The organism is Chryseobacterium sp., assembly GCF_041914225.1.
GTDB lineage: Bacteria > Bacteroidota > Bacteroidia > Flavobacteriales > Weeksellaceae > Chryseobacterium.
Genome location: NZ_JAYSDT010000007.1, coordinates 72,300 through 98,695, shown reverse-complemented (window position 1 = coordinate 98,695; position 26,396 = coordinate 72,300). Strand labels below are relative to the sequence as shown.

General features: G+C 37.1%; 32 protein-coding genes. 9 read left to right on the top strand and 23 right to left on the bottom strand.

The features are described from left to right. Nucleotides 1–34: 34 nt before the first annotated feature. The 3 genes from ACE3RB_RS05450 (at nt 35) to ACE3RB_RS05440 (ending at nt 2,364) form a co-directional block, all read left to right on the top strand. On the top strand, nt 35–490 hold the full coding sequence (locus ACE3RB_RS05450) for a hypothetical protein (RefSeq protein WP_047420152.1): 456 nt from the start codon (nt 35–37) through the stop codon (nt 488–490). An 8-nt stretch (nt 491–498) separates the two neighbouring features. Next, the gene (gene dtd / locus ACE3RB_RS05445; protein WP_374463321.1) at nt 499–948 is read left to right on the top strand and encodes a D-aminoacyl-tRNA deacylase; all 450 of its coding nucleotides are present in this window, start codon (nt 499–501) and stop codon (nt 946–948) included. Between the two features lie 267 nt (nt 949–1,215). Further along, a complete protein-coding gene (locus ACE3RB_RS05440; protein WP_374463320.1) occupies nt 1,216–2,364 on the top strand; it encodes a S8 family serine peptidase in 1,149 nt (382 codons plus the stop codon). Here ACE3RB_RS05440 and ACE3RB_RS05435 read toward each other — a convergent pair. From ACE3RB_RS05435 to ACE3RB_RS05390, 10 genes are all read right to left on the bottom strand, one after another. Next, complete coding sequence (locus tag ACE3RB_RS05435) at nt 2,311–2,823, bottom strand: hypothetical protein (protein ID WP_374463319.1); 513 nt, start codon at nt 2,821–2,823, stop codon at nt 2,311–2,313. The genes ACE3RB_RS05440 and ACE3RB_RS05435 overlap by 54 nt on opposite strands. 60 nt (nt 2,824–2,883) lie before the next feature. Then, a complete protein-coding gene (locus tag ACE3RB_RS05430; RefSeq protein ID WP_374463318.1) occupies nt 2,884–3,423 on the bottom strand; it encodes a hypothetical protein in 540 nt (179 codons plus the stop codon). 53 nt (nt 3,424–3,476) lie between these two features. Then, complete coding sequence (locus ACE3RB_RS05425; RefSeq protein WP_374463317.1) at nt 3,477–3,680, bottom strand: hypothetical protein; 204 nt, start codon at nt 3,678–3,680, stop codon at nt 3,477–3,479. A 17-nt stretch (nt 3,681–3,697) separates the two neighbouring features. Further along, nucleotides 3,698–4,183 (bottom strand): DUF1361 domain-containing protein, encoded by a 486-nt coding sequence (locus tag ACE3RB_RS05420; RefSeq protein WP_374463316.1) that lies wholly within the window; start codon nt 4,181–4,183, stop codon nt 3,698–3,700. Between the two features lie 6 nt (nt 4,184–4,189). After that, on the bottom strand, nt 4,190–5,560 hold the full coding sequence (locus ACE3RB_RS05415; RefSeq protein WP_374463315.1) for a DUF4173 domain-containing protein: 1,371 nt from the start codon (nt 5,558–5,560) through the stop codon (nt 4,190–4,192). Between the two features lie 196 nt (nt 5,561–5,756). Next, complete coding sequence (locus tag ACE3RB_RS05410; RefSeq protein WP_374463314.1) at nt 5,757–6,242, bottom strand: Coq4 family protein; 486 nt, start codon at nt 6,240–6,242, stop codon at nt 5,757–5,759. A gap of 53 nt (nt 6,243–6,295) precedes the next feature. Beyond that, nucleotides 6,296–6,586, bottom strand: coding sequence for a hypothetical protein (locus ACE3RB_RS05405; RefSeq protein ID WP_374463313.1), 291 nt, complete (start codon nt 6,584–6,586; stop codon nt 6,296–6,298). A gap of 64 nt (nt 6,587–6,650) precedes the next feature. Next, a complete protein-coding gene (locus tag ACE3RB_RS05400; RefSeq protein ID WP_002981743.1) occupies nt 6,651–6,941 on the bottom strand; it encodes a transcriptional regulator in 291 nt (96 codons plus the stop codon). Nucleotides 6,942–7,028: 87 nt separating this feature from the next. After that, nucleotides 7,029–7,646 carry a hypothetical protein gene (locus ACE3RB_RS05395; RefSeq protein WP_374463312.1) on the bottom strand — a complete coding sequence of 206 codons (618 nt, stop codon included), beginning with the start codon at nt 7,644–7,646 and terminating at the stop codon, nt 7,029–7,031. Nucleotides 7,647–7,859: 213 nt separating this feature from the next. Further along, nucleotides 7,860–8,624, bottom strand: a complete 765-nt coding sequence (locus tag ACE3RB_RS05390; RefSeq protein ID WP_374463311.1) for an enoyl-CoA hydratase/isomerase family protein — start codon at nt 8,622–8,624, stop codon at nt 7,860–7,862. Nucleotides 8,625–8,878: 254 nt separating this feature from the next. On the opposite strand from ACE3RB_RS05390, the gene ACE3RB_RS05385 reads away from it, so the two are divergent. Together ACE3RB_RS05385 and ACE3RB_RS05380 are read left to right on the top strand one after the other, a co-directional pair. Beyond that, on the top strand, nt 8,879–9,430 hold the full coding sequence (locus tag ACE3RB_RS05385) for a phage tail protein (RefSeq protein ID WP_374463310.1): 552 nt from the start codon (nt 8,879–8,881) through the stop codon (nt 9,428–9,430). A 38-nt stretch (nt 9,431–9,468) separates the two neighbouring features. Next, complete coding sequence (locus ACE3RB_RS05380) at nt 9,469–10,290, top strand: T9SS type A sorting domain-containing protein (RefSeq protein ID WP_374463309.1); 822 nt, start codon at nt 9,469–9,471, stop codon at nt 10,288–10,290. Between the two features lie 83 nt (nt 10,291–10,373). Here ACE3RB_RS05380 and ACE3RB_RS05375 read toward each other — a convergent pair whose 3' ends face one another. Next, a complete protein-coding gene (locus ACE3RB_RS05375; RefSeq protein ID WP_374463307.1) occupies nt 10,374–11,060 on the bottom strand; it encodes an SMUG2 DNA glycosylase family protein in 687 nt (228 codons plus the stop codon). A gap of 4 nt (nt 11,061–11,064) precedes the next feature. Then, nucleotides 11,065–11,841 (bottom strand): DUF4241 domain-containing protein, encoded by a 777-nt coding sequence (locus tag ACE3RB_RS05370; RefSeq protein WP_374463306.1) that lies wholly within the window; start codon nt 11,839–11,841, stop codon nt 11,065–11,067. A gap of 176 nt (nt 11,842–12,017) precedes the next feature. Here ACE3RB_RS05370 and ACE3RB_RS05365 point away from each other — a divergent pair, with 176 nt between their 5' ends. Continuing rightward, nucleotides 12,018–12,689, top strand: a complete 672-nt coding sequence (locus ACE3RB_RS05365; protein ID WP_374463305.1) for a lysostaphin resistance A-like protein — start codon at nt 12,018–12,020, stop codon at nt 12,687–12,689. A 104-nt stretch (nt 12,690–12,793) separates the two neighbouring features. On the opposite strand, the gene ACE3RB_RS05360 is transcribed toward ACE3RB_RS05365, so the two are convergent. Further along, nucleotides 12,794–12,952: a hypothetical protein gene (locus ACE3RB_RS05360; RefSeq protein ID WP_374463304.1), complete on the bottom strand. Its 159-nt coding sequence runs from the start codon at nt 12,950–12,952 to the stop codon at nt 12,794–12,796. A gap of 665 nt (nt 12,953–13,617) precedes the next feature. On the opposite strand from ACE3RB_RS05360, the gene ACE3RB_RS05355 reads away from it, so the two are divergent. From ACE3RB_RS05355 to ACE3RB_RS05345, 3 genes are read left to right on the top strand one after another with little or no spacing between them, the layout of a single operon-like run. Beyond that, complete coding sequence (locus tag ACE3RB_RS05355; protein WP_374463302.1) at nt 13,618–14,421, top strand: hypothetical protein; 804 nt, start codon at nt 13,618–13,620, stop codon at nt 14,419–14,421. A gap of 10 nt (nt 14,422–14,431) precedes the next feature. Further along, nucleotides 14,432–15,280 (top strand): hypothetical protein, encoded by an 849-nt coding sequence (locus ACE3RB_RS05350; RefSeq protein WP_374463301.1) that lies wholly within the window; start codon nt 14,432–14,434, stop codon nt 15,278–15,280. Between the two features lie 8 nt (nt 15,281–15,288). Next, nucleotides 15,289–16,200 (top strand): hypothetical protein, encoded by a 912-nt coding sequence (locus tag ACE3RB_RS05345; protein WP_374463299.1) that lies wholly within the window; start codon nt 15,289–15,291, stop codon nt 16,198–16,200. A gap of 79 nt (nt 16,201–16,279) precedes the next feature. On the opposite strand, the gene paaZ is transcribed toward ACE3RB_RS05345, so the two are convergent. From paaZ to ACE3RB_RS05295, 10 genes are all read right to left on the bottom strand, one after another. After that, nucleotides 16,280–18,775: a phenylacetic acid degradation bifunctional protein PaaZ gene (paaZ, locus tag ACE3RB_RS05340; RefSeq protein WP_374463295.1), complete on the bottom strand. Its 2,496-nt coding sequence runs from the start codon at nt 18,773–18,775 to the stop codon at nt 16,280–16,282. 103 nt (nt 18,776–18,878) lie between these two features. Continuing rightward, nucleotides 18,879–19,706, bottom strand: coding sequence for an alpha/beta hydrolase (locus ACE3RB_RS05335; protein ID WP_374463293.1), 828 nt, complete (start codon nt 19,704–19,706; stop codon nt 18,879–18,881). A gap of 58 nt (nt 19,707–19,764) precedes the next feature. Beyond that, complete coding sequence (locus ACE3RB_RS05330; RefSeq protein WP_374463291.1) at nt 19,765–20,343, bottom strand: transposase; 579 nt, start codon at nt 20,341–20,343, stop codon at nt 19,765–19,767. A gap of 90 nt (nt 20,344–20,433) precedes the next feature. Then, nucleotides 20,434–21,027 carry a transferase hexapeptide repeat family protein gene (locus ACE3RB_RS05325; RefSeq protein ID WP_374463290.1) on the bottom strand — a complete coding sequence of 198 codons (594 nt, stop codon included), beginning with the start codon at nt 21,025–21,027 and terminating at the stop codon, nt 20,434–20,436. 96 nt (nt 21,028–21,123) lie between these two features. Beyond that, on the bottom strand, nt 21,124–22,329 hold the full coding sequence (gene pcaF, locus ACE3RB_RS05320) for a 3-oxoadipyl-CoA thiolase (RefSeq protein WP_374463289.1): 1,206 nt from the start codon (nt 22,327–22,329) through the stop codon (nt 21,124–21,126). A gap of 61 nt (nt 22,330–22,390) precedes the next feature. Further along, complete coding sequence (locus ACE3RB_RS05315; RefSeq protein ID WP_374463287.1) at nt 22,391–23,086, bottom strand: DUF6624 domain-containing protein; 696 nt, start codon at nt 23,084–23,086, stop codon at nt 22,391–22,393. A gap of 31 nt (nt 23,087–23,117) precedes the next feature. Further along, nucleotides 23,118–23,531 carry a PaaI family thioesterase gene (locus ACE3RB_RS05310; RefSeq protein WP_374463285.1) on the bottom strand — a complete coding sequence of 138 codons (414 nt, stop codon included), beginning with the start codon at nt 23,529–23,531 and terminating at the stop codon, nt 23,118–23,120. A 331-nt stretch (nt 23,532–23,862) separates the two neighbouring features. Further along, nucleotides 23,863–24,330, bottom strand: a complete 468-nt coding sequence (locus tag ACE3RB_RS05305; RefSeq protein ID WP_374463284.1) for a hypothetical protein — start codon at nt 24,328–24,330, stop codon at nt 23,863–23,865. Between the two features lies 1 nt (nt 24,331). After that, entirely contained in the window at nt 24,332–25,465 is a 1,134-nt protein-coding gene (locus tag ACE3RB_RS05300) for a 3-hydroxyacyl-CoA dehydrogenase NAD-binding domain-containing protein (RefSeq protein WP_374463282.1), read from the bottom strand. Nucleotides 25,466–25,544: 79 nt separating this feature from the next. Continuing rightward, a complete protein-coding gene (locus ACE3RB_RS05295; RefSeq protein ID WP_374463280.1) occupies nt 25,545–26,345 on the bottom strand; it encodes an enoyl-CoA hydratase/isomerase family protein in 801 nt (266 codons plus the stop codon). Nucleotides 26,346–26,396: the final 51 nt, after the last annotated feature.

Sequence of the window (26,396 nt, the reverse complement as noted above, 5' to 3'; positions counted from 1 at the left end):
TAATTTTTACAAATATATAAAAATTTAAATTGAAATGAAAAAAACTTTTTCAATCATATCTATTTTCAGCTTATTGATTTTCAGTAACTTAACTATAAACTCTTGTGGAAGCAGAGAAGATACCGTGAGCTGTTTCCCGAATAACCCCATTAATGTATCTCTTAATCTAAACCTGCCTGCTTACTATGCTTTGAACAATATTAACGGCTGGATTTATGTGAATGAACAGCAGTCCGGGACAAGAGGGCTGATTATTGTGCGAACTGCAAGCGGATTTAAAGTATATGACAGAAATGCGCCTCACATATGTCCTGATAATAACACAACCCTTGAAGTAAAGGACAATATTGCTATTATTTGCCCGCAGGACAACACACGATGGATCTTAAGTACGGGACAGCCAGAAGCCGGAGCTAAAACATCTCTGCCGCCTAAAACTTATCCTTATAGCTATGATGCACCAAGCAAAACGTTAAATGTTTATTATTAGAATATAAAATGAAGATCGTTATACAAAGAGTCTCTGAAGCCAGTGTAAAAGTAGACGGAAAAATTGTTGGTGAAATCGGGAAAGGGTTAATGCTGCTGGTAGGTGTGGATGAAAATGATGAAAAAACAGATGCAGATTGGCTTGTACAAAAGGTTTTAAACCTAAGAATCTTTGGAGATGAAGAGGGTAAACTTAATCTTTCTGTGAAGGACATTTCAGGGGAAATCCTTTGCATCAGCCAGTTTACACTGATTGCCGATTATAAGAAAGGAAACCGCCCTTCTTTTATAAAAGCTGCGAAACCTGATAAAGCAGTTCCTCTTTTTGATTATTTTAAAGAAGAAATAAGCAAATCCGGATTGAAAACGGAGAGCGGAATCTTCGGGGCAGATATGAAAGTATCCCTGATCAACGACGGACCTGTGACCATTGTAATGGATTCTATTACCAAAAGCTAAACAGAGAAAGACAAAAGCTCTAAATAACCAATACGTTTCAATAAACTGAGACGTATTTTTTTGATGTGCTTGTATTAAATATTCTCTTCTTAAACCTCACAGGTTTTAAAAACCTGTGAGGTTTATTAGGATAAGCAGGGAAATCCCTGCACAAAAGAAATGAAATAAAAATTTTAAAATTAAATTCACAAAAATGTGATTTATTTTTGTTTTATTACTACTTTTGATGTAAATCAACACTGATTCACAACCATTTAACAAAATAGTATGAAAACAAAAATCAACCTTTTCGCATTGTTTGCGTTCTGCTCTTCCCTGTCTTTTGGCCAGGACAGCCAGCACAGGATGGCTAATGATCAAAATTCAGTTATTTATGTATGCTTTTCAAAAGGCATCAATTCTGAAAAAGCAGCGTTCAGCCGAAACGCTGATCTGGAAAGATTTTCAAGAGAGAATCACATTTCGTTCAAGTATGATCTTGACTTTACGGATATTAAGCTTGATGAAATGGCCAGAAACAGTAAAGCCATCGGAAATTCCACAGAATCTGTAGAAAAGCTGAAAAGAATTTATAAGGCTGATCTTCCTCTTCAGAGCACAGAAACAGCAGAAAAGATCATCCGGACTCTGGAAAGGTTTCCGGAAATAGAATATGTGTCTGTCATGAGTGCTGATCCTGTTGAACCTCCTTTAGTCAATGCTTTTGTGGCTACACCGGATCTGGAAAGCCTTCAGACTTACCTGAACGACAATCCGGGCATCAATGCAAAATATGCATGGTCAAGAGGAATTACCGGACAAAATATCCGTGTAAGGGATGTGGAATATGGTTTTTACAAAACGCATGAAATGCTTTCCAATCAAAATTCTATACAGCTTGAGCCCGGATATTCTCCTAATTCAGGATTAGCGAATAATAATTACCGTGACCATGGGACTGCGGTGGTAAGTATTTTAGGTTCAATTAAAGATAATATCGGACTTACAGGAGCCGCCTACAGTACTTCTGAAATAAAAGGCTATATGGAATGGACCACTGTGGGATACAACAGAGCTTCTGCGGTAAGCAGATCTATCAGCGCATCTCAGGCCGGCGATATTATTTTATACGAAATGCAGACTGGCGGAAAAGACGGCCAGTATTGCCCTGCTGAGTATGACCAGGTCATCTGGGATCTTACAAAAGCGGCTACTGATTCAGGAATCATTATCATTGCAGCTGCAGGTAATGGCAACCAGAATCTTGATGATCCGTTTTATGCCAACTATCTTGCAAGAGGAAACAGCGGAGCCATCATCGTAGGCGCCGGATCTCTTCCGGAATTCCGGAAGAGGGTTTTTAATATCATTTTTTTATCTGTATTATTGTGCAGGAACGCTGTTGAAGTTAAGCGCTACTTTTATATTCATATCTGAAGAGGTCTGATTCTTCAGTTCATAAACTGTTCTTACCGTTAATCCGGAACTTTTTACAATTTCATCAAGGAATCCTGTATCATTCAGATCCAGATTTAAGCTGGAAGAATTGGTAGAAATATTGGAACGTGATGCAACCAGTCTTTCTCCTGTTCCGTTGGATGAAACATAGATCTTAACGGTTTTAAATGCACTCAGGTTACCTCCTGAAGGAGATGCAACAGAAATTTTTGCATCTGATATTCTTACATCTTTAATCTTTGCATTATTATTAACTCCAAACCATGTCTGCACATTGGTAGCTGTTGCAGTAGAAGAGACTTCTTTATCAGCAGGTACTCCCGTAGATACCAAGACATTTGTAGTGTATGGAAATGTATTCTGAACCAGCGACTGTACGGTTCCGCAACTTACGAGTACTGCTGAGGCGGCCATTGCTGTTAGAACTATATTTTTCATAATTTTAAATTTTTAAACTTCAAAGTTTAGTTTGCAGAAATTGTACCAAATTGATTGGTTTTATTCTACAGTTACTGTAAAGCTTCCTTTAGTATTTCCGGAAGCCATATTACTTTTACCGATAATTAGCCATACTTCTCCTTTTCCCGGAGTGTCATAAGTAATTTCCCTTCCAAAGGGACCATCGTAATTCCCATTAGGCAGTCTTATCTGATTGAATCTGATATTGAAATCTTTTTCTTTTGTAGAAATTTTTGCTTTAATATTCGGACGGTCGTAATGGGTCAGTTTTAAAACTAAATCCTGATCATCTTTTGTAAATTCTTCCCCTATAGTAAAAGGCAGCTGGCTGGCATCAGCAGTTCTTATAATCTGCCCCTCCTTTTCATCTCTCATGACACCTTTACGAAGAACTTCTTTGGTGGCCGGGGCATTGTTGATAATTGAATCTCTTTTTATCAATGCAGCAGAATCAGTTTTCACAGCAGAGTCCGGCATTTCTGTTACGGCTGTAGAGTCTTTATCCGGAACATTGGTCACGGCAGGCTCTTTTTTACAGGCAACAATCATCAAAGGGATTAACAATAAGCTTTTTTTCATAATAATTAATTTTAAAAGTGGTCAACCAATATTCTGTTGAGCTCAATTAAATGCTAAAACTGTTCCAATTCATGCAACGGTTTATTTTCCGGTTGCATTACTTTTTCATTACCTGTTCCTGCCCATCTGAATGTGAAGTACATAAAATTGAGCATGATCCCCATCAGAACAGTGACACCCCAGGTCTTGGTATATTCCATCGGATAGATGAACCTTATTACAATATCAGAGAAAAGACCAAAAGGATTATTGAGCACGTCCCAGCTGTTCCATCTCAGAAATATCTTCCCAGATAGACTCCAAAGCTGCTCATAAAAAGGAAAAATATGATTAAACCGGTAATGAAATTTCTGCCGGCATAATCTGAAAGTTGCTGTTCAATATCGTTAAGGCTTATAAAACCACAGATCAGACCTGTCCAGGCATAAGAAAGAATCACAATCAGATCATACCAGATCGGAATCCCGTTTCTTGCTCTCAGATGAAAAAGATCTGTAAGGATATAGGGCGAATTGGGAAAAAACAAAATCCAGACTACGATAATAAAGGCCAGCGAGATCTTGCCTCTAATATTAAAAGCCAGAATCAAAGAACTTAATAATAAAGGAATCCATGCCAGAAAGAGGTTCCAGCTGAGGAATAAAAACACTTTTGTATCACTGATGCAGTATCTGAAAACCGAGAGGCTGAAACAAAATACGGTCATCAGTATAAGGAGCATACCGATTTTAAATCTTGAAGTTCCTGCGAGCTTTTTCATGATCATTTATTGTATGGTTTGATAATAGATAATTCTGGAAAGAAACGTTTTGGATGTTTCATTTTTTACTTTATTCAGCAGTGTCTTTTTAAGCTTTTGATCATTTTTTGCATCTGCATACTTCAACAGCGCTTTTTCACTGAAATTAACGGAAGTCAAATGATAGTTCACTACAAAATCTTTTCTTTCCATGTTCTGAGCAGTAATAAAACCGCCCCAATTGAAATAGCTGCACACTAAAACGGTTCCGTAAACGTACCAGATCATCGTATTGACAAGGAAAATATTTCTTTTTTTCTTTTGAATTTTAATGAAGGTTAAAGCCAGACCGATCATTGATAAAACAAGGAAAGCAAAAACTCCCAGCCTTTTATAGGTAAATCCGTAATTAACGATATATTCATAGTTTTTAAGGACTGCAGACAAAACAAGAACAGCATTGAGGAAAATCCAGATTTTAGCTAGTATTTTTAATAGACCGGCTTTCGGATCAAAATTAAATCCTGATTTAAAATAAAACATGATCACCAGAATAGCCATGACAATAGACATAATCACCGCATTTACTCTTTCATGGGTTTCTTCTGACAACTGAACGGGTGTTTTTACCGTTTCATAAAACTGTTCGTAGTTGTACGTAATAATAAAGAATACCAACAGAATATTCAGCAAAACAAAGGAAATCATTCCGCTCATTCTTTCTGCATCTATGTCAAGGAAAGAATAGGTTGCCTCCGGGATCCGGGTATCTTTCTGAAACTCATTATCCAGAACATGATTATTTTTGTAGATCAGTTTTTCTACGGCATAGTTCCAGTAATTGAAGGCAATAAAGAATCCTAAAACAGATAGACAGAATACCTGCCAAAGATTTATATCCAGCTCATAATCTGTGAAAAGAGCCGCAAAATGATCGCTTCCTGCAGAATAAATTCCAAAGAAAACGGAAACCAGCACCAGCGGGATCAGAATGAAAGCCAGTGTTTTTTGCCATAACCCGGGGATATTCTTCTTAGGCAGCCATTCATCAAAACTGAAGAAACGGCAGAATGATGTACAGCAATTCACCACAAAAACCGGCATTAAAAAGAGAATTTTTAATCTTCTGTTCCTCGATTTATACCCTAGTAAAAGCAATGAGCTTACGACTGCAATAAAAGACGGAAAGTCTCCAAACCAGGCAAATGCAATGCTTGACAGGATGCTTGTCACAAAAAGAGTGTACAAGGTCCCGGTCCTGTTTTTTTCCTGTGTTCTGAACAGAGTCAGTAAAGCATAGGTAATCCCAAGAATCCCAAGGTTTAGCCCTACTTGCTGGTCATAGAAGACAATGACAAACAAGAGGGCTGTAAGAAATATATAATGATGTGTTTTCATGAGGTTAATTGTTTAAAGATTTAAAATTTAAAGGATTGGAGGATTTAATTTTACAGATATAAAAAAACCGAATATCACGAGAAATTCAACTTTTGTAATCCAAAATAAAAGCAGTAAAGATGTACCCAACAAAAAAGGAGTTTAAAAATGTCTTCTCCCCGGTGAACTGCATTTATTTTTGCCATTATCTTTAATCTTAATGAAGTGGTATTGTTTCTTTCTGTTGAATGAAGTCCTTCACATGTTCAAAATTCTGCCAGAGCAGCCCTTCAAAATCCCAGTGATGAAAAGCCCTCATATTCTGACCTTTTTTGTAGGCTTTGATATAAATTTTCACATATTCCGGAAGGATAATTGTTCCTAAGACGATTGCAGCCAGGAGATGTGCATTGAGCTTGCCGTTCCCGAGGAGTAAGTACTGCATGGCAATTTCATCTTCGAAGTTGGTTCCGCAGCCGGTAATCAGATGGTGAACATCGTGGTTTTCCATTTTTGGGATCATTGAAAACCCGTGTTTCCTGTAAAATTCACCGAGTTTTCTCCCCAAAGAATCTTCCTGGAATTCCAGCAGCTGTTTTTCATTGAACTGCCATTGTCTTTTTTTCTTTTTAAAATATTTTCTGTAGAGTTTTTGAGTTTTATCATACACAAATAGCAGAAACTGAACGCGTATTTTTTTCATAATGTATTAATTAACAATAATCAGATTAAATTCTGTGTTGTATAATTCTGTACTTAGCTTCCGGCAAACGGACTTCCGAAAATCCCTACTGCCAGTTCGAGCCAGATCAGTGCGAGAGCCAGCAAAATGAAAATGTAGATCATCACTTTCTGACTTTGTTTTTTGATTTTGTGTCTGACCCAATTGATCAAAAATGCTGTTGTAAAGAGTAAAATTCCCGCTATCAGAAAATCTGAAGGTGACCAGTTTACCTCTTTAGAAAATAGATTTCCCAACAACGGAATACTGAGCAAAGCCAAAGGAAGGGCATAAATTGCAACTGTTTTTTGTTTTTGTGTCATCATTTTATTTGATTTTATACTATAAAGTACTTTGTATTTCAAAGTTAATTTTCAAAAAAATATAGGACTACCGTCCCAATAATTTTTCAAGGGCATTAAGATGTTCAGTAAAAGCCTGTCTTCCACTTTGCGTAACACGATAAGATGTTTTAGGCTTTTTCCCGACAAATTCTTTTTTCACTTCTATATATCCTGCTTTTTCAAGTGCGTTGCTATGGCTGGCCAGATTTCCGTCTGTAATTTCGAGCAGGCTTTTCATTTCAGAAAAATCAACCCAGTCATTCACCATAAGAACGGACATAATACCCAGTCTTACACGGCTTTCGAATTCTTTATTGAGTTGATTTATTTTGATCATTTTATTATTTTATTTATTCTGCAATATTTCCTGATAACATTTATGGTGTTTATTATTGAGGCCAAATGTATAAACTACTTGCTCTGGTTACTTATACTTCTTATGCATAATCAATCCATAGATAATATGCAAAACACCAAAACCAATTGCCCAAAACACCAATCCCCAACCTAAAATGAATAAAGAAATAAGTCCTAAAACAATCTCAAAATATCCCAAATATTTTACATCCGTTAATGTATACCGTTCTGCTGCCACCAGAGCCAATCCGTAAAAAATAAGTGTAGCCGGAGCAATAAAAACGAAAAGATGATGATAAAGAAGTGCCAGGCAAAAGACTCCTCCAGCAATCAAAGGGACTGCAAAGGTAATCAAAAGACGCTTTGTTGTAGCATCCCAGATTTTCAAACCTTTCTTTTTACTTTTATAAGCTGTAAAAATATATCCGCTAAGGACAGCTACCACCAAAATAACGATCCCAATCAGAACAAGTTCTTTCACCAGGGAAGGCCCTAAAATATTCCTGTCCCCATCAAAATAGCTGATTCCCTCTCTCTGGAAAACAAAATACACATAAACAGCTCCGATAATTGCTGTTAAACCTGCAACAACTCCGGATAATCCGCTTAAAGAAATAAATCTGGAAGAACGCTCCATCATGGAACGGATGTGGGATAAGTCTTCGTGATAGTTTTTTGAATCCATAAAAAGAACTTTGAATTACAAAGCTATAATTTATTTTTAATTCGCCAAGTTTTTATTTTAAAATTTTGATGTTATTTTTATTGGTCTTTTATATTCATCATTTCTTAAAACTCAGGATAATCAATAATATGTGAGACAAAAAAATCCGGAGAAACAAAATGCTCCTCCGGATAGTATGCTATATTAGAATCTTCTATTTAAAGTACAATAAAACTATTTCGCTCTCAATCTTTCTTTAATGGATTCAATATTTTTCTTTGCAGAATCTTCAAGAATAAGACTGGCACTCATATGAATTCTTGCAGGCATTAATTCATTGAAATGATCTGTTCCTTCCCACGACACTTTTTTAATTAATGCCAGGGCATCACTGCTTCTTGAAGCCAAAGTTTGTAAAAATTTTCCCAGTTTTTCATCCATTTCCTGAATAGTATCTGAAACCGAATGGTAGATATTATGCTGTTCTGCCCACTCAGCAGATCTGAAATCAGCATCAATGGCCATTGCAGAGAATTGCGATTTGCCGATTTTTCTTTCCACATAAGGACCGATAACAAAGGGGCCAATTCCAAGATTGATTTCGGTAAGTGCCAGCGCTGAGTCTTTTGTGGCAAAACAATAGTCTGCTCCACAGGCAATCCCAACACCACCACCGGTAGTTTTACCCTGAACTCTTACAACCACAATCTTTCCGCAGTTTCTCATCGCGTTCAAAACTTTAGCAAAGCCTCCGAAAAATTGTGTAGACGCTTCCAGCTCTTCAATAGCTAAAAGCTCATCAAAGCTTGCTCCTGCACAGAATGCTTTCTCACCTTCACTTTTAACCAAAATAGCTTTCACCTCATCTTTCGCTCCTTCTTCAAGAATGGTTGCTGCCAGTTTTTCTAAAATTGCTCCCGGCAAAGAATTACTTTTAGGGGTACCGAAACTGATCTCGGCAATATTATTTTTAATTTCTGATGCTACAAATTCGCTCATTTTTATTTTTATTGGATTCTTACAAAAATAAGAAATACAGCTCGTTCAGAGAAACATAAATCCTATATTTTCTTTCTAATCCGACATAATGCCAGAGTATTATTACGTAGAAATACGGAGTTTTTAATTTGGTATTTTCTACTCTAGCACCTGCCTGCTATTAATCGTTCCTTTGAAATAAGAAATAATAACCCATGGCGGCATCTGAAAAGCCATTAAAAGAGTAAGAAATTTAAAACTAAAAACATATTATCATGGACGAGTACATTGGAATTGTAAAATTATTTGCAGGAAATTTCGCACCGAGAGGTTGGATGTTTTGCGACGGAAGCTTAATAAGCATTTCAAGAAATTCTGCTTTATTTTCTATTTTAGGAACCACTTACGGCGGAGATGGCATCACTACTTTTGCTCTTCCCAACTTAAAAGGACGTATGGCTTTAGGTGCGGGGAATGTAAACTCAGGTGAAAACTATCCTTTGGGAATAGTATCCGGTACGACGCAAAATACTCTTTTATCATCAAACATTCCAAGTATAGGAGCCGGATTCCAGCTTAAGGTAGCCAATAAGAATGCAAATTCGTCTACTCCTACAGCCACCTCAACAATTGCCATTTCAGGAACGCAGGTGGGAAGAGATTTCAATGCAGTACCGAGCTTCGTGAATGATGCCAACCCTGATACAACGATTAATCCACTAAGTATTTCTTTTACTGGACAAGGTTTACCGTTGAATAATATGCCACCATATCTTGGCTTAAATTATATTATCTGTGTTGAAGGCATTTATCCGCCAAGAGATTAATATCCTTTTAACCAACCTAACATTTAAAACAAAACATCATGAAAAGCACTACTTTTTTAGCAATCTGTAGCCTGCTCATTTCAATTTTCTCATTCGGGCAGACCAGTACAGAACTATTTGAAACGGAATCGCACGGGAGTACAAGCTTCACCGACAATGGAGTCATTTTCAATATCATTTCACATGTAAGTGTTTTTGATATCCAGGGGAATTTCCCGGGAACAGGCTGGAGCGGAACATCAAATGATAACCGGTATATTGATAATTCCAATGATTCTCAGTTTCCGCCTTCATTCAGTATTAAAACTACCTCTAACCTGTTCAAGGTAAACCGGTTCTGGATGTATCTTTCTGCGTTGAATCTGGATCTCAATGTAGCAGGAACCCTGACCATTACCGGAAAACTGAGCGGAGTAACAAAATTTACACAAACCAAAACTACCGGATTTGCGACAGGCTTAGGGTCCACTAATGGATATACTCTGATAGATCTTACCAATCTAAACGGCCAGAATTATTCAAATATCGTGATTGACGAATTGCAGATCACTGCAGGCGGAGCCTTCCGGTATGTAGGTTTTGATGCCTTTACCTGGGTAAAAGACAGCAATCTGGTATTAGGTACCTCAGAAACTAAAAGCACTCAAAAAAGCCTGACTGTTTATCCCAACCCAACCAACGGACCTCTTTCTATCACCACTGAAAAAGCCAGTGAAGCTAAAGTATACAGCCATGACGGTAAATTGCTGAAAACGGTACAAACCCAGAAAGGGAATAATGAAATCAGTATTTCAGAGCTTCCGAAAGGAGTTTATATTATCAAAACAGCAACAGAATCCACCAAAATCATTAAAAACTAATATCAGGAAATTGCACATAAGTTCCATATCCCTTAAAGATTCTAATTCATAAATGACAAATCCCTTCCGATGAAGGGATTTCGTCATTTTTTCAAGGCTAAAATGTATTTGTCTATATAAAGCTGTTTATCTTTTGATTTGTACTGCTGGATATATCTTGGATGTTCCAGAACGGTCATGGTATCGAAGAGTCTGGCTTCTTTATTCAGTTTTGAAAGAAAATCGGCATTCTTTTTACCCAGGACAAAAACTTCTGAAGTGTCCAGATTAAGACTGATATGCTTCTTCAGAGATTCGATCATAAAGTCTTTTACAAAACTGAAGAGCTCCTTGTCATCATAATAATTGGCATTAAGCCATCCGTTTTTTGTTTTCCTCACAATCGCCAGCGGAAACGGAGAATTGATATAAATATCCTTATAAAAAAGATCTGCACCGCCATATTCTTCAATCATATCATACATGAATACGGAAGAGACTTCATGGGTATATGCTGACTTCATTTTGATTCCGCAGATACTTTCAAGTCTTTTTGTATCGGTAAACGGAACTCCTGTTACTCCTGCTCCATGACGGCTTGGATTAATTCCAATCATAAATTTCCTTTTTGCCGAGTCATCATAGTATTTATGATAAAATTCCTGCATGACCGTCAATGTTTCCGGATTATCCAGATATGGATTCAGGACTTCAAACCCCTCCGGTAAATTTCCAGTATAACTAAGATTCTTATTGAAATCAATGACATAGTCTGCAAAAGTTGTATTCATGAAATTATTGCTTTAAAAATATAAAATTATCCGGCTGTTCAGAATCCTCTTCATCATTGTCTTCTTCCTCTTCTTCGGATAGCATAAGTTCAATATCAATAAAGTGAATATAAAGGCCTGAAATTTTCCCCTGAGCATCGTAAGCAAAGTAAACAGGATACAGGCCATCACCTAAACCACTTGCAAAGATAGGAATATGGTATTCCGTATCGGGAACCTTCCAGTTGATCCAGTCACCAAGATCTCTCTGGTTTCTAGGGTTTTCTTTGTAGCTTTCAGCAAAGAGTTCTGCAAAATAATTATCATAAATATTATCTACATTCAGTTCTGAAAGAAACTTCTCAACAAAAGGAACCACCTCAGGATCTGTGATACAGCCTAATCCTGCATCTACAGCAAACCCGAAATACTCTCCTTCATTGACACCTTCAAGATTTTCGGTTCCAATCAATGCTTCCTGGTAAAGTACTGGCTTTTCTTTTGTAAATTCTACTTTCACTGCAGCATACCGGTCTCCCCATCCTTCTAATTTTGCTACAGCAACCGTTACAGGAAAATCTCCTTTGGGAACTTCCACAAAATAAGGTTTCTCATCTGCATTCAGATATACCAGCGGGTCTCTCACGATAACTTTTCCGGAAGGCAGGGAAACATTTCCGATCTCCATGACTTCCATGGTCTGTCCCATAATCATCTCTGAAGTAAAATAACTATCTATATCCACAGGAGATGTAAGAATTTCCTTTACTTCTTCCCATTTTTGCATCCAGCTTTCGTTCATTGTTCTTTATTTTATGATTGAGTTTTAAAAATACTGTTTTTTTTGCAAGAGAAGGAAAAGACTAAAGCAAGGAACTATTAATTAAAAAAATTAAATCATTTCATTTCCGGCTCTATTTTTTTATTATCTTCGTTTTCAATGAAATAACTCTTTCATTCAAATAAAACTTATAACCAATGATTGGAATTATAATTGAGCTTATCATTTCCTGGATACTCCTTAAGTTTGGGGCAAAAAAGGATCTTTCTGTTTTAGGATTTAAACCAAGCCAAAGAAGATTAATTCATTGGTGTATCGGTTTTCTGCTGGCGGCAGCAGTCTGCAGCCTTTATCATATCATGACAACAGCCTTTATCGGCAACAGCTGGATCCTGAATAAGCAATTGACATTCTCTGCTGTATTAATAAGCTTGTGGTGGGTTGTAAAGTCGGTGCTGTTTGAAGAGTTACTTTTCAGGGGTGCGTTGCTTTATCTTGCTATTGAAAAATGGGGAGCCGTTAAAGCCTGTATTCTTTCTGCCATCTGTTTTGGCATCTATCACTGGTTTTCTTATAATGCTTTCGGAAATCCTTTTCAAATGGGAATTATTTTTGTGATGACTGGTATTTTTGGATGGATGCTGGCTGTATCCTTTGCTAAAACGAGATCCATATATTTTCCTATAGCCCTTCATCTGGGCTGGAACCTGGTTAATATTATTGTTTTCTCAAACGGTCCGCTAGGTAGACAACTCTTCATGAAAGCGAATGAGAGTCATCTTGAAGGAATTCCATCACTGCTTGTATTTTTGTTCCAGATCTTCGCTTTACCTCTTTTGGTATATAGTTATTTCAAGCTTAAAAAATAAATCCCTGCGCATCAAACACAAAGAATTTTTAACAAAAAATTATAAAACAAAAGCTGCAAAACCCTGGGAATTGCAGCTTTATGTATTGTTTAAAATTAAAAAATCTAAGAATCAGCGCAAATATAACATGCTCTGGCAATATCCGGCCATCTTCCCGGAAGGCAGCAGGTGCCTGGAGGACAAGGATTAAGGGTACAAGACCAGTTTGGTCCGGCTCCTTTAAGAGATCTCAACTCATGTCTTGAAAGTTTTTTAAGCTTCATAATAATTAGTTTTAATGTTCCCTCCTACTCTATATGCTTTTCGGATTACGCTTATTAAAGATAATAATTTTTATCCAAAAAAACTTATAATTAATTGATTAAAAGCCGATTCCGGATTTCCTAAATAAGATTTCCCATACTTATTGATCATAGAAAAAAATCTATCAGCCTGTCGATGTATATCTTAACACTATTTTTTGTAAGTATTCAAAAAATTTTCACTTTTGACAAAAATTTAAAACACTCTGGCTGTGGCACATATATTATTATAATCGAAGATTCTAAAAGCACATTAATGATGAGAAATTAAACTGTTGTTACGCAAGTTATGATTCTTTTTCAAGCGAGTCTCTTGTCAATTACTTGAGTAGAAATTGAAAAATTCTAAATTTTGTTACATCCCTCAAAAGCAAAAATTTAAGACCTCAAACAGATTTCTACTCATCACACTAATAATCAGCTTCCTAAGACATGTTTACTTTTTAAATCCTAAAAACTGGTTTTTAGAATGTCATTACTATTTAAAAATAATGACTTATTAAATTGTATTAATTGCCTAAAATTCTAAATTAAAATATGATCAAAAAAAACACAAATTATTAATACTTCCTTTTTGTTTCCTTATTAAACTCAATGCGCAAATAGGTATAGGAACAAATAATCCATTGGGGAGTTTACATGTAGATGGTGCTAAAGACAATCCCGCCTCAGGTGTACCAACACCAGCACAACTTTCTAATGATGTTATTATAAATAAGACTACTGGTTTTATTGGAGCCGGGGTTCTTAATCCGCAAGTTCAGTTGGATATGAGATCCGCAGGAAGTGAAAATTCACTTGGCTTGGGGACAACCAGTATGTCTGCTGTTGCTGCGGGTGCGGGTGCCACACGGTATGATGTAAACAATATACCGGTAGGGGCTAAAATTCAGGTATCTGACGGCATAGTATGGAACAAGGTTTATCTTGCCCCTCAAAAAGCAGTTGTTGTGGTCCGTAAAATAGCAAGCCAGTCAATACCGACAGCAACTCCTACCACTATTACTAACTGGAGCGAGGTACGTGATATGAGCAACAGCTTCGATCCAATCACCGGTGAATTTACAGCTCCCCGAAACGGAACTTATACCTTTCTGTTAACATTCAATTTTACAGGTGCTGTTATTAGCGATGGTTCCAGAGTTGAATCCCAATTTTATAATCCTACTACAGGTATTGTTCTTGCCAGCGTATATAAAACTTTCGGCCAATCTATGACAGGTACAGCTGATGATGCCAATTCTACACGTTCTACACAGGCTGGAGGATCAAGTACCGTTACCCTTACTTTAACTGCAGGTGCCAAGGTAAGTGCCAGGTTGTATCAGAACCTTACCTCAGGAGCTATTCCTCTCAGAGTTACCACTAACTCTTCAGATCCTGCCAATCCGGATGATGGATTCAACAATCTAACTATAATAGAACATTAAGATATAGATCATGAAAAAGAAAATCAATATCACTTATAAACTATTCTCTTCTATTTTATTTTTTCTGGCCATTAAAACAGCAGCCCAGGTAGGTTTTTTCACCCCTAATCCTGCACAGCCCCTGCATGTAGATGCCGGAAAAGATAATGGTTCTACTCCTGATGCTACAAAAATATCTAACGATGTTGTCATTACATCAGAGGGTCAGATAGGAGTTGGAGTTCTAAATCCGGTTACGAAGGTTGATCTCAGATCTTCAAACGACCAAAGAATTATTGGTTTGGGCAGCAATACACAGAGCCCTTCTTCAGCAGGTGGAGGAGCAATACGTTATAATACCAACGGGTATTTAGAATATTCTGATGGCGAGCAATGGATTGCATTACCACTCAACCCTCCGACTAAAGCGCTGGTAAATGCCAGTAATAGTTCTGCACAAAGTATTCCCAGTGCAACGACGACAACCATTACCGGCTGGACAGAAACAGTTGATTCAGGTGCAGCAGTAGGCGGAGATTTTGATCCAATAACCGGGATTTTTAAAGCCCCGCGTGATGGCTTCTATCTTGTTTCCTTCAATATTACTCTGGCCAACGGAAATATACCTAAAAATACTTTTATAGAAACCGCAATAGAAAGCAGCCAGAACACGAATAACATTCCCGTATTTAAAACAGTAAATTCTTATCCTGCCTTTCAGGCCGGTGCAGTAAGTAATTTTATAAGCGGTAACTGTAATGCTATTTTCAATCTTAAGAAAGATGATACTATAAAATTTACTGTGAAGCATAATATAGGCAGTGCGAGAAGCATTTTAAATGACAACAGATTAAATAATTTAAGTATCAGTGAATTGTAATATACACCATGATGAAATCAGAGAATAAAATAAAAAGATTGATCAGTATTTTTATTGCTTTATCATTCAATATAAACTATATCAATGCTCAAATAGGAATAGGATTATCCAATCCAACCAACCCTGTTGAAGTTAAGACAGATGCAGGGAACATTATCATTGATAATTCCGGAAAAATAGCCACATTAGCTGCTAGCCCAAAAGTAGCGCTGGATCTGCGCAACAATGTAAATGGTTCTGTAGCTATAGGAAATACTACAAAAACAGCTGCACAAGCGGGTGCAGGTGCATTACGATATGTAGCAAGCCCTGCGATTGGTGTAAAAGGTTATTTAGAGTTTTCCGACGGTTCAAACTGGGTAAGTTTTTTTCCTAAAGGGAAACCACGTATCATCGTAATGGCAAGCAAAACAACTCAGGACACTTATGTATTTGAAAGTGCTACGCCTTCAGAAATAGGAAACAAGTCCGGTATTGTTCAAAGAAGATCTTCTTATTTAACTAACTGGACAGAGAAATTAGACTCAGACTCAGGGGTTCCTACCTCAAATTTCGATCCGGCTACGGGTGAATTTATCGCACCGCGTGACGGTGTATATTTTGCAACCTTTACTTTTGCATTACAATCCAGCCAGGTCAATACAGGATCAAACAATCAGACTGAAGCAATTTGGGAAGTCAGAAATCCGGGTGGGACAATCACCCAAAGGATAAAAACAAATAATGGATATTCTTCTGATACCGGAGCAAGTCCCAATGCTGTACCAGTAGGGTCTTCATGTACAGTAAGCGTATATTTAAATAAGGGTGACAAATTAAGACCTTTTACCTGGATTACAGTAGCATTTGATGGTACAATCAGCCAGTTTGATACTTCAGGAAACGGAGCTTACAATTCACTTACAATAGTTGAACAATAATCGATTCATATTTGATATTTAATTACATAAAAAACAGCAGTTTAATAAACTGCTGTTTTTGTTTTATACTTAGTTTTAACTAAATCAATCCAAACTGTTGGAAGTGGTGAGTAAAATGCTTTCTGTGCATCAGTTCCCACATTTCTTTGTTCAGTTTTCCGAATACATAATTCATGTGTTCTGCCTGTGGATTCTCTTTGTAATAGATTACAAATTTCTTCAGATTATCCATGAATGACTGCTTTGCAACTTCCAGGTTTTTGTGGGTAAGTTCAGGAAGCGAACCATCCTGCGGAAGGAACGGAGCTGTGAATTCTTTCGGCATTGCTCTGTGATTATAAAGCGAGTCCTGCCATTTTTCAATATTTTCTTCCGGGGTGAAACATTTTTCTGCTTCAGGCTCTCCAAAGCTTACGAGTACTGCTTTTTCCAAATGTTCAATCATCTGCTGAGGAGACATTTTTCCCCAAAGCGCAGGAGTGTTTTCTGTTAATCCGCTCAGTATTTTCTGTATATTTTTCACATTCAGATCAATGAAAGGAGATTGCTTAGCGACCAATGTCAGGATTGTTGCCACGCAAACTACCTCATCTCTTTGGTTGACTACTTCCACCAGCCATTTTACAACACCGGAAGGAATGTTTCTTCCTTTTACTCCTCTGTTTATTTTTTCTTTTGCCGTTAAATAAACCGTGATGGTATCTCCGGCATATACAGGTTTGAAGAAGCTGCAGTCTTCCAATCCGTAATTAGCAATAACAGGTCCTTTTTTACCTGAAACAAATAATCCCGCTGCTGCTGAAAGAATAAAATATCCGTGAGCAACAGTTTTATCGAAGATAGTACCTGTTAAACTTGTGGCATCTGTATGGGCATAGAAATGATCCCATGAAACATTGGAGAAGTTTACGATATCTGCCTCTGTTACGGTTCTTCCTGCCGTTTCTAAAGAGTCTCCTACTTCCACTTCCTCAAAATATTTCTGGAAAGGATGTTTATCTGAGAATTTTTTCTCTGCTCCCTGCTGATAGATCTTGGTAATTGCTTTCAGTACATCCGGTGATCCCTGAATAGCTGTTTTCTGCAGGAAGAAATGAAGACCGCTCAGACCGCCCATTTCCTCTCCGCCTCCTGCTCTACCAGGACCTCCGTGCATTAATGTCGGAAGTGGAGAACCATGGCCGGTGCTTTCCTTGGCGTTATCTCTGTTCAATACAAAGATTCTTCCATGCTGGGAAGCCATTTTCCATGAAGTTTCAGCAATAAAGTTCTCATCATGAGAAATAATAGATCCCACTAAGCTTCCTTTTCCTCTTTTTGCCAGTGCAGCCGCCTCTTCAGCATCTTTGTAAGGCATTAATGTAGATACTGGTCCGAAAGCTTCTACATCGTGAGAGATATTCTTTTCGAAAGGCTTATCATTCAGGAATAGTTTCGGACTCATAAATGCTCCGTTTTCATAGTTCGCATCTACCAGTTCGTGTTTTCCATCATAGACCAGTTCCGTTTCTGATTTTAATAAGTTTACTTTTCTCAGAACTTCTTCGTACTGCTGTCTTCCCACCAAAGATCCCATTCTGGTTTCTCTGCTTAAAGGGTTTCCGATTTTTGTCTGATCCAAAGCTTTAGATAACGCATTCTGAACATCACCAATTAAGTGTTCAGGAACGATTATTCTTCTGATTGCAGTACATTTCTGACCAGCTTTTGTGGTCATTTCGTTTCGTACTTCTTTGATGAATAAATCGAATTCAGGTGTTCCCGGTTTGGCCTCCAATCCTAAGATAGAACAGTTCAATGAATCTGCTTCCATATTGAAACGAACGGCATTTCCTGCAACAGAAGGAAGTGATTTTAATTTTCTCCCTGTATGGGCAGAACCTGTGAACAATACAGAATCTCCATCCTGTACATAATCAAGAATATTTCCCGGCTCACCACAAACTAACTGAACAGCACCTTCAGGTAATACTCCACTTTCAATCATATCCTGGAACACCGCATTGGTAAGGTAAGATCCGAAAGGAGATGGCTTTACAATGGAAGGAACACCCGCCAGTAAGGAAGTGGAAAGCTTTTCCAGCATTCCCCACACCGGAAAGTTATAAGCGTTAATTTGTATGGAAACGCCTTCACTTGGTGTTAAAATATGGGTTCCCAAATGAGTCCCGTTTGCAGAGATTTTCTGTGTATCTCCGTCTACCCAGAATGGAGTATTGGGAAGCATTCTTTTTGCCAATCCGGAATAGGTAAAGAAAGTTCCGAAACCTCCTTCGATATCTACCCACGAATCCACATGGGTAGCTCCTGTTTTGTAGGACAGTTCATAGTATTTTTTCTTTCTTTCCAACAGGTAAAGGGCCACTTTTTTCAACATTTCCCCACGGTCGTAGAAAGTCATTGAAGAAAGGTTTTTATATCCCACTGTTCTTCCGTAATCAAGAGCCTGCTCGAAATTAAGTCCTTCTGTATCGGAAACAGCTACCTGCTCTCCTGTAACGGCATTGTATAAAGGAACTCCGTTTCCGGTTCCTTCTACCCATTGTCCGTAAATATAATTTTTTAACTTTTCCATAAAATATTTAATTTATCAATGTTGCAGTGTAACAGTTTACCAATAATTGCCTGCTATGGGTTTATTGTTACATTTCACATTGGTATATTGTCACATTTATTTTTTATTTCGGTTCCTGATAAGGAAACATTTTCACCAATCCTTCATATAAACTTCTGTGCAGAATGGTTGCGTGATTGTCTGTTTCCATCATTTTATATTCTAATGTCCAGTTTTTCTTTCCTGCTTTTTTCAAAACATCATAGAAAGCCTCAGCATCTTTTATCATTACAGGATGTTCTCCTTTTCCTACAGAAACATAAACAAACTTTTTGGTATCCGGAGATTTTGAAAGGAGCTGTGGAGCCTCTTTTAAAAGGCTTTCATCATCCCACCATAAACTTGGACTAATGATAAAATAATTATCAAACATTTCCGGTTTTTTCAACAGAATTTCTGCTGCCAAAAGCCCTCCAAGAGACTGACCAAAAAGATATTTATCTGTGGTTTTAAACTGCCCTTCAACATAAGGTTTCAATTCTTTTTCCATGAATGTGATAAACTTGTCAGAATGCCCTGTTGTAGGATAGTCTTTCTGCAGGTCTTTTAAATCCGTATGAAAAGTAAAGTCCCTTTTTCTGTCTACATTAGCAACTCCCACTACAATCGTTTCCGGCATGGAATACATCTGATTAAAGAACTGTACTAATCCTGTCACGTGAATAAAATCTTCGTTCATACTTCCATCCAGCAGATAGATTACCGGATATGATTTTGTTTTGTCATATCCCTGTGGAAGGTAAATATTCAGCGTTCTGTCTTCATTTAACGTTTTGGACTTAATGGTCCTCACTTCTCCTATTGTAAGCGGTTTTGTAGTAACTGTCTGTGCTGTGAGCGTAGAACTTACCGCAAACATTATGCTGCATGCAAGTGCAATTTTTTTAATCATATTTATTTTTGTTAAACCTAACGGGTTTTAAAAACCCGTTAGGTTTGATTATTAGCAATTATTCAAAATTTAAAAAGTCATATTCAATATTAGATTGATGATAGTTTTTAAAAACTTCGGTCGAATCAAAATACTGCATGATTTCCTTTCTATTCAATTTACTTTCTTTTTCAGAATTTAAATATGAATTATACGAAGAATGCTTCCATTGATCAATTTTATTTACAAATCCATGATTAATCGGATTATTATGGATGTAATGGAAAACTTTCAATAAATATTTCTCATCTGATATTTTCTTTCGTTTTACCGCATTCAGAAAAAGAGCTCCTTTTCTATTATATTTTTTGTTGTAAGCTTTAGCATAAGCATTCAATAAATTACCAAAATGTTTCATTAAAAACTGATGCTCATTTTCAATATTGATATTATCAAAATCCTTAAATCTTAACAACAAATGAAAATGATTAGGCAATAGACAATATGCATAAATATCAGCAACCGGAAGAATATACTTTTCTACCTTTTCCAGAAAAAATTGATAATTTGAGGGTTCACGAAAAATAACTTCAGTCCCATTTACATGAGAGAAAATGTGATAGGTACCTTCAAATTCAAAATTTTCTGTATTAATCATTCTTTTTAAATCTGGTATTAAAATTTTTAAACCAAACGGGTTTTAAAAACCCGTTTGGTTTGATTATCAGCAATTATTTTAAAATTCATACTATTTTATATCGTCCCAGATACTGTAATCAACAATTTTAGTCGGAGTCTGCTGAACATATTCCGTAAACGGCTCACAAGGCAGAATAGCTTCTTTCCCTTCTCTTGCCAGTTCCTGATATAGTTTAGTTCCTTCTGTTTTCCAGTGAATCATTTCATCGGAAACATCACGGATAATTTTCGCAGGGCTTCCTACCACTAATTTTCTTGGTTCACATCTGAAATTAGCCGGTACAAAAGCCAATGCTCCCACAATACTTTCATCACCGATATAGGCTTTGTCCATTACCACAGAATTCATTCCGATCAGGCAGTTTTTTCCAATATGCCCTGAATGAATGATCGCACCATGACCGATGTGTGCAGATTCTTCCAGGATAGTTTCTATATTTGGAAAAACGTGAAGGGTACAGTTTTCCTGTACGTTAGCGCCATCTTTAATGATAATTTTTCCCCAGTCGCCTCGGATTACCGCACTGGGACCAATATATACTTCTTCACCTATTTCTACATTCCCGATAATCACTGCCTGCGGATGAATGTAGGCAGAGGGTTTTATAATGGGACGAATCCCATGGTATGAGTAGATGTTCATATTTTTTAATTTGAAAATCTGAGAATGGGATAATCTGAAAATTAATAATGCTCTTAAACATTTTCAAATTCTCAAATTAACTCACCTTCAAATTAATTATACTTTTTCGATTACCATTGCATATCCCTGTCCGACACCGATACAAAGGGTACACAATGCATATTTTTTATCCTGTTTCTGAAGTTCCATAGCTGCAGAACCTACAATTCTTGCCCCGGATACTCCCAGCGGGTGACCGATTGCAATGGCTCCTCCATTCGGATTTATTCTTGAGTCGTCATCTTTTAAACCTAAGCTTCTTGTTACAGCCAGTGCCTGTGCTGCAAACGCTTCGTTCAGTTCAATGATGTCCATATCTTCAAGAGAAAGATTTAACCTCTTCAATAGCTTTTGAGTGGCTTCCACCGGTCCGATTCCCATAATTCTTGGTTCAACTCCGGCTACTGAAGATCCCAGAATTTTTGCTTTTGGTTTTAAACCATATTTTTTCACCGCTTCTTCACTTGCTAAAATCAAGGCAGCTGCACCGTCATTCATTCCAGAAGCATTTCCAGCAGTTACCGTTCCTTCTTTTCTGAAAGCAGGACGAAGTTTTGCCAACCCTTCCATTGATGAAGCAGGTTTAATGAATTCATCTTTTTCGAAAATGATCGGATCGCCTTTTCTCTGGGGAATTTCAACTTTTACAATTTCTTCTGCCAGCCTTCCGCTTTCCTGGGCTTTAGTTGCTTTCTGCTGAGACCAAAGGGCGAATTTATCCTGATCTTCCCTGTTGATCTGATGGATATCCGCTAAATTTTCAGCGGTCTCTCCCATTCCGTCAACCCCGTATAATTCTTTCATTTTAGGGTTGATAAAACGCCATCCGAAAGTGGTATCAAACATCTGGCTATCTCTCCCGAACGCTGCACTTGGTTTTGACATAACATAAGGAGAACGCGTCATATGCTCAACGCCTCCTGCAATATAAATTTCTCCTTCCCCTGCAGCAATGGAACGGAATGCATTGGCTACTGCAGACATCCCTGAAGCACACAATCTGTTGACTGTTTCTCCACCGATTTTATAAGGAAGACCAGCCAGTAAAAGTCCCATTCTTGCAACATTTCTGTTATCTTCACCCGCCTGATTGGCACATCCGAAAATAACGTCTTCAATTTTCTCAACAGGAACTTCAGGATTTCTCGCAACTACTTCTTTGATCACAATAGCAGCTAAATCATCTGCTCTTACTTCTGATAATCCTCCCTGCAGTTTTGAGATGGGAGTTCTGACATAGTCTATGATGTATACGTTGTTCATAATTTTTACTTTGAAATAAGATAATGGATCATTTAAAGCTAACACATCATCTCTTTTCGATTTATTTGTTTTTATTTCTTAGTTCTAAAGCCTGTTTTAAAGTATAAGGTTCATATTTAAAGTCTGGTCCGAACATTCTTTTGGCATTTTCTTCAAGGGTAGAATCGAAGCCTGCTTCTTTTCTTCTTTTATTAACATTTTTGGGATCTTTTACAGGCCATACAAAACTTACAAAGACTTGTTTGCCATCTTTATCTTTTGTCATTTCACCTTTTCCCTGGGTTCCATAGATCTGCTCTTTGTCCTGCTGCATCAGATACCGGTCTTCCATCATGGCAACCCATGTAAAAGGAATTTCTTTCTTTTTCCCTGCTTCTTTAATGAGAGGAAGATATTTTCCAATTTTGGTTGAATGCTGGATTACATACCAGGCCGCCTGATTGGTAGGTTCTCCTACCAGTGTTTTTCCCGGATAGCCATATTGAGCAATAATATTTTCAATTTTCTGCATGTTCAGACTATCGTGTTCTTCCACCATCTGCCAGCTTTTCTTTTTAAACTCCTCTTTGTCAATATTCAGATCTTTCAACAGTTGTTCTTTTTTCTCCGGAGTGATCTCAGTATCGAAAAGCATCCTGTATCCCTGATCCACCTTCATGATAGCATCAAGTTCTTTTTTCAAAGATTCGTTTACTTTCTGCTGGGCATTCATCAAAAGAGCTGAAAACCCAAAAATCAATGCAATTATTTTTCTCATTTTATTTAATAGGGTGTCTGGTATTAGTTTCTTATAAGTCAGTTACTTTTTTGCCGATTTTGTAGACTGTTCCTACAAATTTTGCAATCAGTTCCTGATTTTGATTGGTTATCTGAATATCATAAACAGCTGTTTTCCTCGTATCATTGACCAAAACACTTTCTGCCCTGAAAATATCCCCTTCTTTTCCTGCTTTGGTAAAATTGATGATGCAGTTCAAGGCTACTGCAGCATCTCCGGTATTATTGGAAGAAAATGCCAGCGCAGAGTCTGCAAATGCAAAGGTTACTCCGCCATGAACTGTCTTCAGGCCGTTCAGCATATCTTTCTTGATTGGCATTTCTATTAAACAGTAATTTTCTTTCACTTCAATCATTTTGATATTCATCCACTGGGAAAAATAATCCTGATTGAACATATAATCTGCAACTTGTCTTGGATTCATTTCTATTATTATATGTTTGTTATTTCTTCATACAGCTCATCGGATAATCTGTCGTAAACACTCATTGTTTTGCCCAGAATGATTTGCTCATATGATAGACTTTCTGAATCTGATGAATTTTCAGTGGGATATGAATCATTCAAATCAATCCCGTTTTCATTGGCCAGTCTTTTGATCAGCTCTTTATATTTTTCATTAAACTTTCCGAGTAACTCAAGCCTTTCCTGATCATCAACAGAGGAGACCTCCTGGATTAATACTGTTTCTCAATTGAAAGTCTGGTCTCCAGCTCTGCCCTGAATTCATCTATATTCATGATAATGACCTAATTTTATTTATTAATAATCCTATTCAAATCTTTAATTCCATTTTCATAAGATTTTTTGAAATAAAATTTAATTACGAAATAGATTATTGTATAAAGCATAACAATTGGTAATAATAATGCTAATGCTATTGCTCCAGTTTGAAAACAATTAACAATTATCGCAAAAACCGGAAGAATGCCCCAAACAAATAACATTATTCTAAAAGTTCTATGAAATTTTGAATTCAACTTTATTATTGTCTCATGTTCCTTTTGAAACAATTGACCTTCAAAAACACATAAAGCTCCCAATGGTACCTCGGCACTTATTACTTTAAAAAAATTTTTCTCTGTATATCCTCTTAAAAATTTATTCGTGCGATTCATTGTTAGAGAATAACTTTTCTCACTATTGCTATTTATATTTGATAAAATCTTTTCAACAGAGTTTAAAGATTTTATTTCATCATATCTTTCAGGAAAATATTTCATATTACATTTTCTTCAACAAGGGACTTTGTCTATACCTTTCTTCCTGATATTCTTCATAAAGGTTTTGTAAGGTTTCGGAGATTTTTGCATACCCGATTTCTTTCCCCCAGCTTAATAAACCTTTTGGATAGTTTACCCCTTTCTGCATGGCCAGTTCAATATCTTCGTCATTGGCAACTCCTAATCTTTTAGCCTCTACAGCTTCATTAATCAGCATGGAAATAATTCTTAAAAAGATCTGCTGATATAAAGCATCGTCTTTCTGAACTACAGGTCTTTCTGCTCCTTCGCTGTAATCGTAGAAGCCTTTTCCTGTTTTTCTGCCGTGAAGTTTTGCTTCAGACATCCTTTGCTGAAGTAATGATGGTTTGTATTTCGGATCGTAAAAATAGTCTTTGTAAACAGTTGTTGTTACGGCAAAGTTTACATCAACCCCGATAAGATCCATCAATTCGAAAGGGCCCATTTTGAAGTTACCCAGTGTTTTCATAGCCTCATCCACCTGTTCCGGTGTTGCAATGTTTTCTTCAACAATTCTTAAGCCTTCCCCATAATAAGGTCTGGCAATTCTGTTGACGATAAAACCTGGAATATCTTTGGCAATAACAGGAGTCTTCCCCCATTCTTTCATGAGGTTGTAGATTTTTTCCGCTAATGTATTTTCTGTTAATAAGGATGGAATCACTTCCACTAAAGGCATTAATGGAGCCGGATTGAAAAAGTGAATTCCGATGAAACGCTCCGGTTTCTTTAGTTCTGCACCGAGAGAGGTGATAGAGATAGAAGAGGTATTGGAACTAAGGATACAGTTTTCTGAAACATAATTTTCAAGCTCTGTAAACACTTTGGTTTTGATCTCTTTGTTTTCGATAATGGCTTCTATAATCAGCTCACAATCTTTGAAATTTTTCAATTCTGTAGCAATGGAAATATTAGCTAAAATTTCAGTCATTTTCTCTGCCGAAATTTTTTGTTTATCAACCAATTTGGTGAGTGTTTTTTCCAGACCTACCGTTGCCGTTTCTACTTGTTTTGCATTGGCGTCATATACCCATACTTTGCATCCGTTCGTTGCGGCTACCTGTGCAATGCCGATTCCCATTGTTCCGGCACCGATAATTCCAATATTTTTCATTTCTTTAGATGTTAGAAGCTAGAAATTAGAAGTTAGATTATTTGCTAACATCTAACTTCTAAAATCTAATTTCTATAATTTATTTTCCTTTATAATTAGGTTTTCTTTTTTGTAAGAAGGCGTTTACACCCTCGATGAAGTCTTCTGTTTCTGCAGCTTCCTGCTGAAGATCTCCTTCCAGTTCAAGCTGTTCTTTCAAGGTATTGTTATAAGAATTGGCAAATGCTTTTTTCGTAAGCTTGATGGCTGCTGTCGGCATGTTTGCCATTCTTTCAAGGATTTCCATAGATTTTGGAACAAATTCTTCTTCACTGAAAACTTCTGCTACAAGACCATAAGCTTTAGATTCTTCTGCAGATAATTTTTTACCTGTAAATGCTAAATAGTTGGCCAGCTGTCTACCTAAAAGCTTCGGTAAGAAGTAAGTTCCTCCTGTATCTGGAATCAAACCGATATTTGAAAATGCCTGAGCAAAATATGCTTTCTCGTTAGCCAAAACAAAGTCAGAGATCAAAGCCAGCATGGCTCCAGCCCCTACTGCAGGACCGTTTACTAAAGCAATAACCGGTTTTTTGCAACGGGTAACTTCCAAAACCAGGGGGTTATAATAATCTACCACAATTTTTCTGATGATGTCATGATCATGGTGTTCTTTGCCTACCACAAAAGCTTCATCCAGGTTCTGACCTGAACAGAATGCTCTTCCTCTTCCTGAAATGGCAACACATCTTACGGTTTCGTCTTCACTGCATTCTTTGACAAAATCTCTAAGATCTGCTAAAGCCGGCTTTGTAAGGGCATTCATGGTTTCCGGTTGATTAAGATATGCGATTTTAAGCTTTCCGTCAAAATGCGTTTCAATATCGAGTTGTGTATACATAAAAAATCAATTTTAAATCAGATAAATATAATCATTTAACAGTATATCTCA

Coding starts and splice junctions, on each gene's coding strand:
- ACE3RB_RS05435 (WP_374463319.1), bottom strand. CDS start 2,823: ATGAAAAATATAGTTCTAACAGCAATGGCCGCCTCAGCAGTACTCGTA.
- ACE3RB_RS05335 (WP_374463293.1), bottom strand. CDS start 19,706: ATGATTAAAAAAATTGCACTTGCATGCAGCATAATGTTTGCGGTAAGT.
- paaZ (WP_374463295.1), bottom strand. CDS start 18,775: ATGGAAAAGTTAAAAAATTATATTTACGGACAATGGGTAGAAGGAACC.
- ACE3RB_RS05345 (WP_374463299.1), top strand. CDS start 15,289: ATGATGAAATCAGAGAATAAAATAAAAAGATTGATCAGTATTTTTATT.
- ACE3RB_RS05295 (WP_374463280.1), bottom strand. CDS start 26,345: ATGTATACACAACTCGATATTGAAACGCATTTTGACGGAAAGCTTAAA.
- ACE3RB_RS05310 (WP_374463285.1), bottom strand. CDS start 23,531: ATGAATCCAAGACAAGTTGCAGATTATATGTTCAATCAGGATTATTTT.
- ACE3RB_RS05360 (WP_374463304.1), bottom strand. CDS start 12,952: ATGAAGCTTAAAAAACTTTCAAGACATGAGTTGAGATCTCTTAAAGGA.
- ACE3RB_RS05370 (WP_374463306.1), bottom strand. CDS start 11,841: ATGAACGAAAGCTGGATGCAAAAATGGGAAGAAGTAAAGGAAATTCTT.
- dtd (WP_374463321.1), top strand. CDS start 499: ATGAAGATCGTTATACAAAGAGTCTCTGAAGCCAGTGTAAAAGTAGAC.
- ACE3RB_RS05410 (WP_374463314.1), bottom strand. CDS start 6,242: ATGAAAAAAATACGCGTTCAGTTTCTGCTATTTGTGTATGATAAAACT.
- ACE3RB_RS05350 (WP_374463301.1), top strand. CDS start 14,432: ATGAAAAAGAAAATCAATATCACTTATAAACTATTCTCTTCTATTTTA.
- pcaF (WP_374463289.1), bottom strand. CDS start 22,329: ATGAACAACGTATACATCATAGACTATGTCAGAACTCCCATCTCAAAA.
- ACE3RB_RS05315 (WP_374463287.1), bottom strand. CDS start 23,086: ATGAGAAAAATAATTGCATTGATTTTTGGGTTTTCAGCTCTTTTGATG.
- ACE3RB_RS05300 (WP_374463282.1), bottom strand. CDS start 25,465: ATGAAAAATATTGGAATTATCGGTGCCGGAACAATGGGAATCGGCATT.
- ACE3RB_RS05330 (WP_374463291.1), bottom strand. CDS start 20,343: ATGATTAATACAGAAAATTTTGAATTTGAAGGTACCTATCACATTTTC.
- ACE3RB_RS05305 (WP_374463284.1), bottom strand. CDS start 24,330: ATGAAATATTTTCCTGAAAGATATGATGAAATAAAATCTTTAAACTCT.
- ACE3RB_RS05400 (WP_002981743.1), bottom strand. CDS start 6,941: ATGATCAAAATAAATCAACTCAATAAAGAATTCGAAAGCCGTGTAAGA.
- ACE3RB_RS05365 (WP_374463305.1), top strand. CDS start 12,018: ATGATTGGAATTATAATTGAGCTTATCATTTCCTGGATACTCCTTAAG.
- ACE3RB_RS05405 (WP_374463313.1), bottom strand. CDS start 6,586: ATGATGACACAAAAACAAAAAACAGTTGCAATTTATGCCCTTCCTTTG.
- ACE3RB_RS05430 (WP_374463318.1), bottom strand. CDS start 3,423: ATGAAAAAAAGCTTATTGTTAATCCCTTTGATGATTGTTGCCTGTAAA.
- ACE3RB_RS05325 (WP_374463290.1), bottom strand. CDS start 21,027: ATGAACATCTACTCATACCATGGGATTCGTCCCATTATAAAACCCTCT.
- ACE3RB_RS05415 (WP_374463315.1), bottom strand. CDS start 5,560: ATGAAAACACATCATTATATATTTCTTACAGCCCTCTTGTTTGTCATT.
- ACE3RB_RS05420 (WP_374463316.1), bottom strand. CDS start 4,183: ATGAAAAAGCTCGCAGGAACTTCAAGATTTAAAATCGGTATGCTCCTT.
- ACE3RB_RS05390 (WP_374463311.1), bottom strand. CDS start 8,624: ATGAGCGAATTTGTAGCATCAGAAATTAAAAATAATATTGCCGAGATC.
- ACE3RB_RS05450 (WP_047420152.1), top strand. CDS start 35: ATGAAAAAAACTTTTTCAATCATATCTATTTTCAGCTTATTGATTTTC.
- ACE3RB_RS05375 (WP_374463307.1), bottom strand. CDS start 11,060: ATGAATACAACTTTTGCAGACTATGTCATTGATTTCAATAAGAATCTT.
- ACE3RB_RS05380 (WP_374463309.1), top strand. CDS start 9,469: ATGAAAAGCACTACTTTTTTAGCAATCTGTAGCCTGCTCATTTCAATT.
- ACE3RB_RS05385 (WP_374463310.1), top strand. CDS start 8,879: ATGGACGAGTACATTGGAATTGTAAAATTATTTGCAGGAAATTTCGCA.
- ACE3RB_RS05440 (WP_374463320.1), top strand. CDS start 1,216: ATGAAAACAAAAATCAACCTTTTCGCATTGTTTGCGTTCTGCTCTTCC.
- ACE3RB_RS05395 (WP_374463312.1), bottom strand. CDS start 7,646: ATGGATTCAAAAAACTATCACGAAGACTTATCCCACATCCGTTCCATG.